This window comes from Streptomyces sp. NPDC004327, from assembly GCF_042873935.1.
In the GTDB taxonomy this organism is placed as follows: Bacteria; Actinomycetota; Actinomycetes; order Streptomycetales; family Streptomycetaceae; genus Streptomyces.
The window spans coordinates 254,767-266,461 of record NZ_JBIAME010000002.1; the positions used below are offsets into that span (position 1 = coordinate 254,767).

At 73.6% G+C, this 11,695-nt stretch carries 11 protein-coding genes; 6 read left to right on the forward strand and 5 right to left on the reverse strand.

What is annotated here, in order from left to right; all coding sequences use genetic code 11:
* On the reverse strand, positions 1–1,608 hold the full coding sequence (locus ACFYU9_RS07255) for a carboxyl transferase domain-containing protein (RefSeq protein ID WP_389206404.1): 1,608 nt from the start codon (positions 1,606–1,608) through the stop codon (positions 1–3).
* A gap of 99 nt (positions 1,609–1,707) precedes the next feature.
* Here ACFYU9_RS07255 and ACFYU9_RS07260 point away from each other — a divergent pair, with 99 nt between their 5' ends.
* The gene (locus ACFYU9_RS07260; protein WP_389206402.1) at positions 1,708–2,298 is read left to right on the forward strand and encodes a TetR/AcrR family transcriptional regulator; all 591 of its coding nucleotides are present in this window, start codon (positions 1,708–1,710) and stop codon (positions 2,296–2,298) included.
* A 79-nt stretch (positions 2,299–2,377) separates the two neighbouring features.
* The gene (locus tag ACFYU9_RS07265; RefSeq protein ID WP_389343395.1) at positions 2,378–3,160 is read left to right on the forward strand and encodes a phosphatase; all 783 of its coding nucleotides are present in this window, start codon (positions 2,378–2,380) and stop codon (positions 3,158–3,160) included.
* Here the strand turns inward: ACFYU9_RS07265 and ACFYU9_RS07270 are convergent.
* The 4 genes from ACFYU9_RS07270 to ACFYU9_RS07285 form a co-directional block, all read right to left on the reverse strand.
* Positions 3,150–4,094 (reverse strand): cation diffusion facilitator family transporter, encoded by a 945-nt coding sequence (locus ACFYU9_RS07270; protein WP_389343398.1) that lies wholly within the window; start codon positions 4,092–4,094, stop codon positions 3,150–3,152. The two genes, ACFYU9_RS07265 and ACFYU9_RS07270, sit on opposite strands and share 11 nt — an antisense overlap.
* Before the next feature lie 23 nt (positions 4,095–4,117).
* Complete coding sequence (locus tag ACFYU9_RS07275; protein WP_389206396.1) at positions 4,118–4,987, reverse strand: acyl-CoA thioesterase; 870 nt, start codon at positions 4,985–4,987, stop codon at positions 4,118–4,120.
* Positions 4,988–6,145: an acyl-CoA dehydrogenase family protein gene (locus ACFYU9_RS07280; RefSeq protein ID WP_389206394.1), complete on the reverse strand. Its 1,158-nt coding sequence runs from the start codon at positions 6,143–6,145 to the stop codon at positions 4,988–4,990.
* A gap of 70 nt (positions 6,146–6,215) precedes the next feature.
* A complete protein-coding gene (locus ACFYU9_RS07285) occupies positions 6,216–7,985 on the reverse strand; it encodes a PucR family transcriptional regulator ligand-binding domain-containing protein (protein ID WP_389343401.1) in 1,770 nt (589 codons plus the stop codon).
* A 129-nt stretch (positions 7,986–8,114) separates the two neighbouring features.
* Between ACFYU9_RS07285 and speB the strand changes: the two genes are divergently transcribed.
* The 4 genes from speB (at position 8,115) to ACFYU9_RS07305 (ending at position 11,621) form a co-directional block, all read left to right on the forward strand.
* On the forward strand, positions 8,115–9,092 hold the full coding sequence (gene speB, locus ACFYU9_RS07290) for an agmatinase (protein ID WP_389206390.1): 978 nt from the start codon (positions 8,115–8,117) through the stop codon (positions 9,090–9,092).
* A gap of 145 nt (positions 9,093–9,237) precedes the next feature.
* The gene (locus ACFYU9_RS07295) at positions 9,238–10,920 is read left to right on the forward strand and encodes a thiamine pyrophosphate-binding protein (RefSeq protein WP_389343404.1); all 1,683 of its coding nucleotides are present in this window, start codon (positions 9,238–9,240) and stop codon (positions 10,918–10,920) included.
* A 72-nt stretch (positions 10,921–10,992) separates the two neighbouring features.
* The gene (locus ACFYU9_RS07300; protein ID WP_389206386.1) at positions 10,993–11,202 is read left to right on the forward strand and encodes a type II toxin-antitoxin system VapB family antitoxin; all 210 of its coding nucleotides are present in this window, start codon (positions 10,993–10,995) and stop codon (positions 11,200–11,202) included.
* Positions 11,199–11,621 carry a PIN domain nuclease gene (locus tag ACFYU9_RS07305; RefSeq protein WP_389343407.1) on the forward strand — a complete coding sequence of 141 codons (423 nt, stop codon included), beginning with the start codon at positions 11,199–11,201 and terminating at the stop codon, positions 11,619–11,621. The genes ACFYU9_RS07300 and ACFYU9_RS07305 overlap by 4 nt, the downstream gene beginning before the upstream one ends.
* The last annotated feature ends 74 nt before the right edge of the window (positions 11,622–11,695 follow it).

Here is an 11,695-nt window from a genome sequence, read left to right on the forward strand (position 1 = left end):
TCACATCCGGAAGACGCCGAACTGGGGGTCACCCAGGGGCGCGTTGGCACACGCGGTCAGGGCGAGACCCAGCACCTGCCGGGTCTCCAGCGGGTCGATGACCCCGTCGTCCCACAGCCGGGCCGTCGCGTAGTAGGCGCTGCCCTGCGTCTCGTACTGCTCGCGGATCGGCGCCTTGAACGCCTCTTCCTCCTCGGCGCTCCACGCGTCGCCGAGCTGGTCGCGCTTGACGGTGGCGAGGACCGAGGCGGCCTGCTCGCCGCCCATGACGGAGATCTTGGCGTTGGGCCACATCCACAGGAAGCGCGGCGAGTACGCCCGGCCGCACATCGAGTAGTTGCCGGCGCCGTACGAACCGCCGATCACCACCGTCAGCTTCGGCACGCGCGTGGTGGCCACGGCCGTCACCATCTTGGCGCCGTGCTTGGCGATGCCGCCGTGCTCGTAGGCCTTGCCGACCATGAAGCCGGAGATGTTCTGCAGGAAGACCAGCGGGATGCCGCGCTGGTCGCACAGCTCGATGAAGTGCGCGCCCTTCTGGGCGGACTCGGCGAACAGGATGCCGTTGTTGGCGACGATGCCGACCGGGTGGCCGTGGATCCGGGCGAAGCCGGTGACCAGCGTCTGCCCGTACTCGGACTTGAACTCCTGGAAGCGCGAGCCGTCGACGACGCGGGAGATGACCTCGCGCACGTCGTACGGGGTGCGGGAGTCGACCGGGACGGCGCCGTACAGCCCGTACGGGTCGACCTTGGGCTCCTCGGCCGGCTCGACCGACCAGGGCAGCGCGCCGCGCTCGGGGAGGGTGGCGACGATGTTGCGGACGATCCGCAGGGCGTGCGCGTCGTCCTCGGCGAGGTGGTCGGTGACGCCCGACGTACGGGAGTGCACCTCGCCGCCGCCGAGCTCCTCCGCCGTGACGACCTCGCCGGTCGCGGCCTTCACCAGCGGCGGGCCGCCGAGGAAGATCGTGCCCTGGTTGCGGACGATCACGGCCTCGTCGCTCATCGCCGGCACGTACGCGCCGCCGGCCGTGCACGAGCCCATCACCGCGGCGATCTGCGGGATGCCGGCGCCGGACATCCGGGCCTGGTTGAAGAAGATCCGGCCGAAGTGCTCGCGGTCGGGGAAGACCTCGTCCTGCATCGGCAGGAAGGCGCCGCCGGAGTCGACCAGGTACAGGCAGGGCAGCCGGTTCTCCAGGGCCACCTCCTGCGCCCGCAGGTGCTTCTTCACCGTCATCGGGTAGTACGTGCCGCCCTTGACGGTCGCGTCGTTGGCGACGATCACGCACTCGCGGCCGGAGACCCGGCCGATGCCCGCGATCACGCCGGCCGCCGGGGCCTGGTCGCCGTACAGCCCGTGCGCGGCGAGCGGGGCCAGCTCCAGGAAGGGCGAACCCGGGTCCAGGAGGGTGTCCACGCGGTCGCGCGGCAGCAGCTTGCCTCGCGCGGTGTGCCGGGCGCGGGCCTTCTCGCCGCCGCCGAGGGCGGCCGCGGCGAGCTTGGCGCGCAGGGTCGCGGCCAGCTCGTGGTGGGCCGCCTCGTTGGCCTGCCAGGCCGCCGAGGCGGGATCAGCCGCGCTCGTCAGCACAGGTGCCTGCTGCATCCGTCGAGCTCCCTTGCTCGGTCGGTCCGCTCGGTTAATGAGCGTTAACGTATGCCGCCAGGTTAACGAGCGCTAACAGGCTTGTCTAGAATTGCTTCCATGACCACGAGCCCCACGCGGACGGACGCGCCGACGCGCCGCGAGCAGATCCTCAAGGAAGCCGCGCGTCTCTTCGCCGAGCGCGGCTTCCACGGCGTGGGCGTCGACGAGATAGGAGCCGCGGTCGGCATCAGCGGCCCCGGGCTCTACCGGCACTTCCCCGGCAAGGACGCCATGCTCGCCGAGCTGCTCGTCGGCATCAGCGAGCGGCTCCTGGACGGCGGCCGGCTGCGCGTGGCCGAATCCGACGGGGACCCGCGCGCCGTCCTCGGCTCCCTCATCGACGGCCACATCGACTTCGCCCTCGACGACCGCCCCCTCATCACCCTCCACGACCGCGAACTCGACCGCCTCAAGGACGAGGACCGCAAGCGGGTGCGCCAGCTCCAGCGCCAGTACGTGGAGCTGTGGGTCGCCGTCGTCCGCGAGCTGTACCCGGCGGCCGGCGAGTCGGAGGCCCGGGCCGCGGTCCACGCCGTCTTCGGCCTGCTGAACTCGACGCCGCACCTGGGAGCGCCGCTCGGCCGCGAGGGCATGGAGTCGCTGCTGCGGAGCCTGGCGCACGGGGCGTTCGGAGCGCTGGGGGAGTGAGGGGCGCGGTCCGCGACCCGCGGACCACGCGGGGGTCATGCCCACCGCGCCCGGCCCCGCGCCCGGCACAATAAGCCGCATGCCGATACTCAGCCGCGCCGCCCTCGTCGAGCACCTCGTCCGGACCCGGATCGCCGGGGACGTGGCCACGCCACGGGACAACAACCTCAGCCACTACCGCAAGCTCGCCAACGGAGACCGGCACTACTGGCTCGGCCTCGAACTCGGGGACCGGTGGACGGACGAGCAGGACGTGCTCGCGGTCATGGCCGAGCGGTGCGGCGTCGTGGACGACCCGGCGTACCGGGCCGGCCAGGACACGATCGACCCCGAGCTGACCGTCGCCGCGCTCGACCGGATGGCCGCGCGCCTCGCCAAGGCGGCCGCGGGCAAGGAGCGGGTGCTGTTCGCGACCGGGCACCCGGGCTCGCTCATCGACGCGCACAGCCGGGTCGCCGCGGCCCTGCGCGCCCGCGGCTGCGACATCGTCCGGATCCCCGGCGGCCTGACCGCCGACGAGGGGTACGTGGTGCAGTTCGCCGACGTCGCCGTCTTCGAGCGCGGCGCCAGCCTCTGGCACACCCATTCCCCGGAGCCGATGAACGCGATCCTCGACGCGCTGCGGACGCTCGGCGAGCCCGCGCCCGACCTGGTGGTCGCCGACCACGGCTGGGCGGGCCGCGCGGCCCAGCGCGGCATCGACACCCTGGGCTACGCGGACTGCAACGACCCGGCGCTGTTCCTCGCGGAGGCGGAGGGCACGATGCAGGTCACGATCCCGCTCGACGACCACGTGGTGGACCCGCGCTCCTACGAGCCGCTGACGGCGTACCTGCTGGACGCGGCGGGCCTCATGGCGTGACGCCGGGGGTGGGGTCCAGATAGACACGGCGGATCGACGGGACCCGGGCCCGCAGCCGGGCCTCCGCCGTCTCGCAGGCGGCCTCCACCTCGGCCGCCGAGGAGACGTCCCGGAAGTCGATCTTCGCTGCGACCATGACCTCGCCCGGGCCCTGGATCAGGGTGATCAGGTCGAGCACGTCGACGACGTGCTCGACCGACAGCAGCTCCGCCCGTACGTCCTCGCGAAGATGCCGCGGCAACGGCCGCCCCACCAGCAGTTCCGCGTTGGAGCGGCCGAGGACCCAGGCCACGTACACGAGCAGCAGGCCGATCAGGATCGAGGCGACGCCGTCGAAGACTCCCGAGCCGGTGAGCTGGCCGCCGAGCAGACCGCCGGCGGCGAGCAGCAGCCCGGCGAGGGCGGCGGTGTCCTCCATGACGACGGCCTTGACGGTGGTGTCGGGCGTCAGCCGCAGATAGCGGGCGAAGGGCGCGCCCGCGCGGGCCGCCTCGGCGCGCACCTGACGGATTCCGGTGCGCAGCGAGAAGCCCTCCAGGACGAAGGCGACGGCGAGCACCAGGTACGAGACGAGGGGGTCGCCCGGCTCCTCGCCGTGGACGAGCGTGTGGATGCCGTCGTAGACCGAGAACACCGCGCCGCCGACGAAGGTGGCGACCGCGGCCAGCAGCGCCCAGACGTAGCGCTCGCCCGCGTACCCGACCGGATGGTCCTCGTCGGCCGGTTTCGCGCTGCGCTTGAGCGCCGTGAGCAGCATGCCCTCGGTGACGGTGTCGGCGACCGAGTGCGCGGCCTCGGAGAGCATGGCGCTGGAGCCGCTGATGATGCCGGCGACGGCCTTGGCGACGGCGATCCCGAGGTTCGCCGCCGCCGCCACGATCACCGTGAACGTGCTCTCACCATGCTCCGGCTGTTCCGGCTGTTCCGATGTCACATGCCGGACGGTATTTCCGGTCGTCAGCGCGGGACGCGAACGACACCCTCCTGGATGACGGAGATCGCGAGCCGTCCGTCCTGCGTGTAGATCCGGGCCTGCCCGAGCCCGCGTCCGCCCGACGCGGTCGGCGACTCCTGGTCGTACAGCAGCCACTCGTCGGCGCGGAACGGCCGGTGGAACCACATGGCGTGGTCCAGCGAGGCCCCGACGACGTCGCCGACGGCCCAGCCGCCCCGCCCGTGCGCGAGCAGGACCGAGTCGAGCAGGGTCATGTCGGAGACGTAGGTGGCGAGGACGACGTGCAGCAGGGGGTCGTCGGCGAGCTTGCCGTTGGTGCGGAACCACACCTGCGAGCGCGGCTCGCGCGGCTGCCCGACCGAGCCCCACGGCGGCACCTCCGCGTAGCGCAGGTCCACGGCCGCGCGGGCCTCGATCAGCCGGTCGGCGACCTCGCGGGGCAGGTGGCGGGGCAGCATCTCGGCGGGCGTCGGCAGCGTCTCGGGGTCGGGCGCGGCCGGCATCTCCGCCTGGTGGTCGAGCCCTTCCTCGTACGTCTGGAAGGACGCCGAGAGGTGGAAGATCGGCTGGCCGTGCTGGACCGCGACCACCCGGCGGGTGGTGAAGGAGCGGCCGTCGCGGATCCGGTCGACGCTGTAGACGATCGGCGCGCCGGGGTCGCCGGGGCGCAGGAAGTACGCGTGGAGCGAGTGGGCGAGCCGGTCCGCGGGCACGGTCCGCCCCGCCGCCACCAGCGCCTGGGCGGCCACCTGGCCGCCGAAGACGCGGGGGACGAGCGCGGAGCGGGACCGGCCGCGGAAGATGTCCTGCTCGATCCGCTCCAGGTCGAGCAGATCGAGCAGGTCATCCAGTGCGCCGGGTGCCTCGGGCACTTAAAGGCCCATGTCCTTGGCGATGATCGACTTCATGATCTCGCTGGTGCCGCCGTAGATGCGGTTCACCCGGTTGTCCGTGTACAGGCGGGCGATCGGGTACTCGTTCATGAAGCCGTAGCCGCCGTGCAGCTGGAGGCAGCGGTCGATCACGCGGTGCGCGACCTCGGTGCAGAACAGCTTGGCGGAGGCGGCCTCGGCCGGGGTCAGCTCGCCGGCGTCCAGGGCCTCCAGGGCGCGGTCGGCGACGGCCTGGGCCGCGTCCACCTCGGCCTGGCAGGCGGCCAGCTCGAACTTGGTGTTCTGGAAGGAGGCGACCGTCTTGCCGAAGACCGTGCGGTCCGTGACGTACTGCTGGGCGAAGCGGACGGCGGCCGCGGCCTGCGCGTAGGCGCCGAAGGCGATGCCCCAGCGCTCGGAGGCCAGGTTGTGGCCGAGGTAGTAGAAGCCCTTGCCCTCCTCGCCGAGCAGGTCCTCGACCGGGACCTTGACGTCGACGAAGGCGAGCTCCGCGGTGTCGGAGACGCGCAGGCCGAGCTTGTCGAGCTTGCGGCCGATGGAGTAGCCCTCGGACTTGGTGTCCACGGCGAAGAGGGAGATGCCGAAGCGGCGGTCCTCGGCCGAGGGGGCGGAGGTGCGGGCGCAGACGATCACCTTGTCGGCGTGGACGCCGCCGGTGATGAAGGTCTTGGCGCCGTTGAGGACGTAGTGGGTGCCGTCCTCGGAGAGCTTGGCGGTGGTCTTCATGCCCGCGACGTCGGAGCCGGTGCCCGGCTCGGTCATCGCGAGGGCCCACATCTCCTCGCCGGAGACGAACTTCGGCAGGAAGCGCTTCTTCTGCTCGTCGTTGGCGAGCATCTTGATGTACGGCAGGGCGAGCAGCACGTGCACGTTGGAGCCGCCGAAGCTGACGCCGGCGCGGGCGGTCTCCTCGTACAGGACGGCCTCGAACTTGTGCGTGTCCAGGCCGGCGCCGCCGAACTCCTCCGGCACGTTGATGCCGAAGAGGCCCAGCTCGCCGAGCTTGTAGTAGAAGTCGCGGGGCGCCTGGCCGGTCTGGAACCACTCGTCGTAGACGGGGACGACCTCGGCCTCGACGAAGGCGCGGATGGTCTCCCGGAACGCCTCGTGGTCCTCGGTGAAAACGGTACGGCGCACGAGCCGCCTCCTTCGGTTCCAGTGTTGTCTAAGCGCTTGCTCAGCCTATGGAAGTGAAGTTACCGATCGGTCAACCCCTCTGTCCAGAGTTGGCCACCGAGTGCAATGCGAACCACAGCTCCATCCGCACGTCCGCGTCGTCCAGATCCCGGCCGAGCAGCGCCCCGATCCGGGCGATCCGCTGGCGCACGGTGTTCCGGTGGATCTCCATCGCCACCGCCGTCCGGTCCCAGCTGCCGTGCAGCGACAGCCAGGTCCGCAGGGTCTCGGCCAGGGCGGGGGTGAGCGGCGCGAGCACCTCGCGCGCGTACGCCGCCGCCTCGTCCCGGTCGACGAGCCCCGCGAACCCGGCGGCCCGGTGCCGTACGAGGGACGCGCGCGTGGCCTCGGCCCGCCGCAGCGCCCGGGCGGCCTGCGCGTCGGCGGCCGGGAGCGCGTCGGCCCCGGCGGGCGCGCTCACCCCGAGCACCCAGCCGGGCTGGGCGGTGACGGCGGAGGAGGCGGGGAGGAGGAGCCGGACGGTGCGGGGCCCGCCCGCGCGCGGGGCGGAAGCGGGCCCGGGCGGGCTGCCCGCCGCGTCCGGCGTGGCCGCGCCCGTCCGGGCCCCGGCACGACCGCCGGGCGGCGCCGCGGCCTGCCCGCCCGCCGTGCCGGGCAGGGCTGCTGCCGTGCGGGGGAGGGCTGCGCCTGCCGTGCGGGGGAGGGCTGTGCCCGCCGTGCGGGGGAGGGCTGTGCCCGCCGTGCGGGGCAGGGCTGCGCCTGTCGTGCCGGGCAGGGCCGCGCCCGCTGCCGCCTCGGCCCGCTCGTCACCCGGAGCAGCCGGAATTCCCGGGTCCGCAAGTGGCGTCCCCAGGGCCGCCGCCAGCGCGGCAGCGGCGAACGGCGTGCCGTCGCCGCCGCGCGCGTGGACCACCGTCCACGGGCCCGGGGCCAGGGCGGTCGCCGCGTCCTGCGGGGCCGCGCCGAGCAGCAGTCGGACGAGGGCCGTGTCGCGGGCCGTCACGTCGGCGGCCCGGTGCGGGGCCGTGAGCAGCGAGAGGAGGACGACGGCGACGCCCACGATCGTGTGGTCGCCCGGCTCGCGCCGCTCCGTCGCCACGCCCAGCGTCAGTCCGTCGCCGCCGCCCAGCGCGTACGCGGCCAGCCGCAGCCCGCCCCCGCCCCCGTCGCCGCTGGCCGACGCCGGGCCGCCGGGCCGGGGCCCGACCACGCCCGCGAGGTCGGCGAGGGCCCGGGCGGCAGCGGGCGCGATCTCGCGGCCGGCCGCCGCCGACTCCGTGCCGTCCGGGGCGAAGAGCACCGCGCGCCCGCCGAGCCGCGAGGCGAGGGCGCCGAGGACGGCGGGCACCGGAGCCGGGCGGGCGGCGGCCGTCGCCAGGGACTGCTGGGCCTCGGTGACCCGGCGCAGCTCGTGCAGCCGGGCCTCGGCCATCAGCCGCCACAGCGCGCGGGCGACCGCGGTGAACGGGGTCGCGGGCGGCACCTCGATCAGCGGCAGTCCGAGCCGCTCGCACGCCTCGACGAGCGCCGGCGGCACCGTGTCCCACACCGGCGTCACGCCGAAGCCGAGCGCCGCCGCGCCCGCCTCCACGACCCGCTCCACGAACCGCGCCGGATCCGTGAGCTGCACGCCCGCCGTCATCAGCAGCTCGCCGCCGAGCAGATACGGGTACGGGTCGGCCATCTCGGAGGTGTGCACCCAGTGCAGCGACACGTCCGACACGTCGGCCCCGTCCGCCGGGCCCACGAGCAGCCGCAGCCCCAGTTCCCCGCGCGCGAGGAGCGCGGCGAGCGGGACGGGCGGCGCGGGCGGGGTGGTGACGGCCTCGGCCACGGTCATGACATGGACCCTTCGTACTCAACGCGCCCGTACAGTGGAGGAAACGTACACTTCAATGTCGCTTTGGGGCCACTTACGGTCGAGCCGGACCCCGAACCCGTCGACACCCCCCCCAGGAGGACCCCGACCATGAGCAGCAGCGACCAGAACACCCCGCGCGGCCCGATCGACTCGTCCCGCATCCCGCGGTACGCCGGCCCCGCGACGTTCGCCCGGCTGCCGCGGCTCGACGAGGTCGGCACCGCCGACGTCGCCGTGGTCGGCATCCCCTTCGACAGCGGCGTCTCCTACCGCCCCGGCGCCCGCTTCGGCGGCAACGCCATCCGCGAGGCCTCCCGTCTGCTCCGCCCGTACAACCCGGCGCAGGACGCCTCCCCGTTCGCCCTCGCCCAGGTCGCGGACGCCGGTGACATCGCCGTCAACCCGTTCAACATCAACGAGGCCGTCGACACCATCGAGGCCGCCGCCGACGACATGCTCGCCACCGGCGCCCGCATGATGACCCTCGGCGGCGACCACACCGTCGCCCTGCCGCTGCTCCGCTCCGTCGCGAAGAAGCACGGCCCGGTCGCGCTGCTCCACTTCGACGCGCACCTCGACACCTGGGACACCTACTTCGGCGCCGAGTACACCCACGGCACCCCGTTCCGCCGCGCCGTCGAGGAGGGCATCCTCGACACCTCCGCCCTCTCGCACGTCGGCACCCGCGGCCCGCTGTACGGCAAGCAGGACCTGACCGACGACGAGAAGATGGGCTTCGGCATCGTCACCTCCGCGGACATCTACCGCCGCGGCGCCGACGAGGTCGCCGACCAGCTGCGCCAGCGCATCGGCAACCGCCCGCTGTACATCTCCATCGACATCGACTGCCTCGACCCGGCCCACGCCCCCGGCACCGGCACCCCCGAGGCCGGCGGCATGACCTCCCGCGAGCTCCTGGAGATCCTCCGCGGCCTCTCCTCCTGCAACCTCGTCGGCGCCGACGTCGTCGAGGTCGCCCCGGCCTACGACCACGCGGAGATCACGGCCGTGGCCGCGTCCCACACGGCGTACGAGCTGACGACGATCATGTCGCGCCAGATCGCGGCGGCGCGCGAGGCGAAGTAAGGCGAGCGCGGGGCGGGCCGGGCAGCGGCCCGGCCCACCCCGCGGCCGGAGCGTCGGCGTACGTTTCTCCTGCGCGGAGCGGGTGCCGGCACCCGGCCACCCCGCCACCGGGCCGCACCGACCGACACGCCACCCCGAGGGACCCATGACCCACGACCACGACCTCGTGCTCCGGCCCACCGCGGCTCAGACGCGGGCGGCCCTCAACCCGCCCCCCGGGCGGACCGGTGGCGACCTCGTCGTCGAGACGCTCGCCGGGCTCGGTGCCACCACCGTGTTCGGGCTGCCCGGGCAGCACGCGCTCGGCATGTTCGACGCGCTGCGCCGCGGCGGCCTGCGCTACGTGGGTCTGCGGGTCGAGAACAACGCGGGCTTCGCCGCCGACGCGTACGGCCGGATCACCGGCGAGGCCGCCCCGCTGCTGCTGTCGACCGGGCCGGGCGCGCTGATGTCGCTCGCCGCGCTGCAGGAGGCGGCCGCCGCGTCCGCGCCGGTGGTGGCGATCGGCAGCCAGGTGCCGGTGGCGGGGCTCGGCGGCGGGCGGCACGGGTACCTGCACGAGCTGCGCGACCAGCAGGCGTCGTTCCGCGACGTCGTGAAGTCCGTGCACACGGTCCGTACGCAGTCCCAGATCCCGTCCGCGCTCGCCGCCGCCTGGAAGTCGGCGCTGACCGCCCCGCACGGGCCGGTGTGGGTGGAGATCCCGCAGGACGTGCTGGTGGCCGGGACCGCGATCCCGGTCGTGACGTACCTGGACGCCGCGCCGGAGGACGTCGTGCCGCGCCCCGAGCTGACGGCGGTCGCCGCCGACCTGCTCGCGAAGGCCGAGCGCCCGGTGATCATCGCGGGCGGCGGGGTGGTGCGCTCCGACGCGTCCGGCAAGCTGCTCGCGCTCGCCGAGCGGATCGCCGCGCCCGTCGTCACCACGTTCGGCGGCAAGGGCGCCTTCCCGTGGCGTCACCCGCTGTCCCTGCAGTCCTGGCTGGAGGACCGGCACACCACCGACTTCCTGGAGGACGCGGACGTCCTCCTCGTCGTCGGCTCCGGCCTCGGCGAGCTGTCCTCGAACTACCACACCTTCGCCCCGCGCGGCCGGGTGATCCAGATCGAGGCCGACGCCGGGAAGCTGGAGTCCAACCACCCGGCCCTCGGCATCCACGCGGACGCCCGGCTCGCGCTCCAGGCGCTCCTGGAGACGGTCGGGGTGCGCGAGGACCCGGACGCCCCGGCGCGGGTCGCCGCGGTCCTGGCGAAGGTGCGGGACCGGCTCGCCGCGCAGGGCCTGGACCTGGAGCAGCGGGTCGTCGCGGCCGTCCGCGAGGCCCTGCCGGACGACGCGCCGAGCTTCTGGGACATGACGATCCTGGCCTACTGGGCCTGGTCCGCCTTCGACGCCCGCCGCCCCAACACCATGCACTCCGCCCAGGGCGCCGGCGGCCTCGGCTACGCCTTCCCGGCCGCCCTCGGCGCGGCCGCCGCCGACCCGACGCGCCCGGTGCTCGCAGTGTCGGGCGACGGCGGCGCGATGTACTCGCTCGCGGAGCTGGCGACGGCGAGGCAGCACGGCTTCGACGTGACGTGGCTGATCGTCGACGACGGCGGCTACGGCATCCTGCGCGAGTACATGACCGACGCCTTCGGCGAGGCCACGGCGACCGACCTGACCCGCCCGGACTTCGTCGCCCTCGCCGGCTCCTTCGGCGTCCCGGCGGCCCTGGCGACCCCGGACACCCTGGCGAAGGACCTCGCGGCCGCGCTCGCGACCCCGGGCCCTTCGGTGGTGGTCCTCCCGGCACTGCTGCGGATGTTCGAGCCGACGCACCTGTGAGTGAACGGCGTTTGCGGCGCCGTTCCCAGCGGACATATCCTCCATGTGTCGCCAATATATGGAGGTCGGGTCATGTCGAACCTGTACGTGGAAGTCGATGACCTGGCCCTGGCCGAGGCGGCGGAAATACTGGGCACGAAGACGAAGAAGGACACCGTCAACGCCGCCCTGCGGGAGGTCGCGCGGCGCCGTGAGCGGCTGCGGGCGCTGGAGCAGCTGACGGAGATGGCCGAGCGGGGCGACTTCGACATCCTCATGGACAAGGCGAACTATCGCCGATGAGCCTGGTCACCTATCTCGTCGACACCTCCGCCGCCGTCCGCATCATCGCCAGGAAGCACGTCCAGGACGAGTGGCGGAGGTTCACCGCCGAAGGCGTCATCGCCCTCTGCAACATCACCGAGCTGGAGATCCTCTACTCGGCCCAGTCCGCCAACGACCGGCTCGCCAAGGAGGAGCTGCTCGGCCGGCTCTTCAACTGGACCGCCGTCCCCGACGGCGTCTACTCCCGCGCCCGCCGCGTCCAGCAGATGCTGACCAATCGCGGCGAGCACCGCGGCGCCGGCCCCGTCGACCTCCTGGTCGCGGCCACCGCCGAGCTGTCGGGGCTCACCCTGCTCCATTACGAGCGGGACTTCGAGGCCATCGCCCGCGTCACCGGCCAGCCCACCCGATGGGTCGCCCCGCCGGGGACGGCCTGAGCCTGGCGGTCCGGGGTCCTAGGACTCCGGACCGGTCTTCGCCCCCGAATTGTTGCGGCGGGATGAAATCGCAC

Excerpts from the sequence above, each read along its gene's own strand:
- speB (WP_389206390.1), top strand. The coding sequence starts at position 8,115 with ATGAGCAGCAGCGACCAGAACACCCCGCGCGGCCCGATCGACTCGTCC.
- ACFYU9_RS07295 (WP_389343404.1), top strand. The coding sequence starts at position 9,238 with ATGACCCACGACCACGACCTCGTGCTCCGGCCCACCGCGGCTCAGACG.
- ACFYU9_RS07265 (WP_389343395.1), top strand. The coding sequence starts at position 2,378 with ATGCCGATACTCAGCCGCGCCGCCCTCGTCGAGCACCTCGTCCGGACC.
- ACFYU9_RS07305 (WP_389343407.1), top strand. The coding sequence starts at position 11,199 with ATGAGCCTGGTCACCTATCTCGTCGACACCTCCGCCGCCGTCCGCATC.
- ACFYU9_RS07255 (WP_389206404.1), bottom strand. The coding sequence starts at position 1,608 with ATGCAGCAGGCACCTGTGCTGACGAGCGCGGCTGATCCCGCCTCGGCG.
- ACFYU9_RS07260 (WP_389206402.1), top strand. The coding sequence starts at position 1,708 with ATGACCACGAGCCCCACGCGGACGGACGCGCCGACGCGCCGCGAGCAG.
- ACFYU9_RS07285 (WP_389343401.1), bottom strand. The coding sequence starts at position 7,985 with ATGACCGTGGCCGAGGCCGTCACCACCCCGCCCGCGCCGCCCGTCCCG.
- ACFYU9_RS07300 (WP_389206386.1), top strand. The coding sequence starts at position 10,993 with ATGTCGAACCTGTACGTGGAAGTCGATGACCTGGCCCTGGCCGAGGCG.